Below are 366 nucleotides of genomic sequence, written 5' to 3' on the forward strand. Positions count from 1 at the left end.
AGGATACGCTCTGTTAAAGAGCCAGTTTCAAGACCTGAAAGCAACCGTAATTGCTCAGATTATGTACGCGTCAGCTGATGATCTCGGAGACCCCGGAGTTGAAGCGATCTACGGGCATGGACTTCTAAATCTGGAACGCGCCATGCGCCCTATCGGTGAACTTGTTGTCTACCAGGGACGCACCACCGAGAGTGACGCCATGCCTCTCGCCGAACCGGGTAACGTCGCCAGTGGCGCCCTGGCCCCAGCCCTGAACCAGGCCCTCGCAGGACAGGGCGTGATGGTGGCAGTAGCGAATCCGCGCGGAGTTGACCTCGCCGCCAGCGCCCTGGTCTCCGAAGCTGCTGCGCCAGACCCCCGTCCCAC

Annotated in this window: 1 protein-coding gene; it reads left to right on the forward strand. The window is 60.9% G+C overall.

Features of this window, described 5'->3' with window-relative positions; all coding sequences use genetic code 11:
- Positions 1 to 366: hypothetical protein (locus tag ACFWW2_RS16430; protein ID WP_393929687.1), on the forward strand; the 366-nt coding region annotated here is incomplete at both ends.

It is taken from the genome of Yoonia sp. R2-816 (assembly GCF_046762905.1).
GTDB lineage: Bacteria > Pseudomonadota > Alphaproteobacteria > Rhodobacterales > Rhodobacteraceae > Yoonia.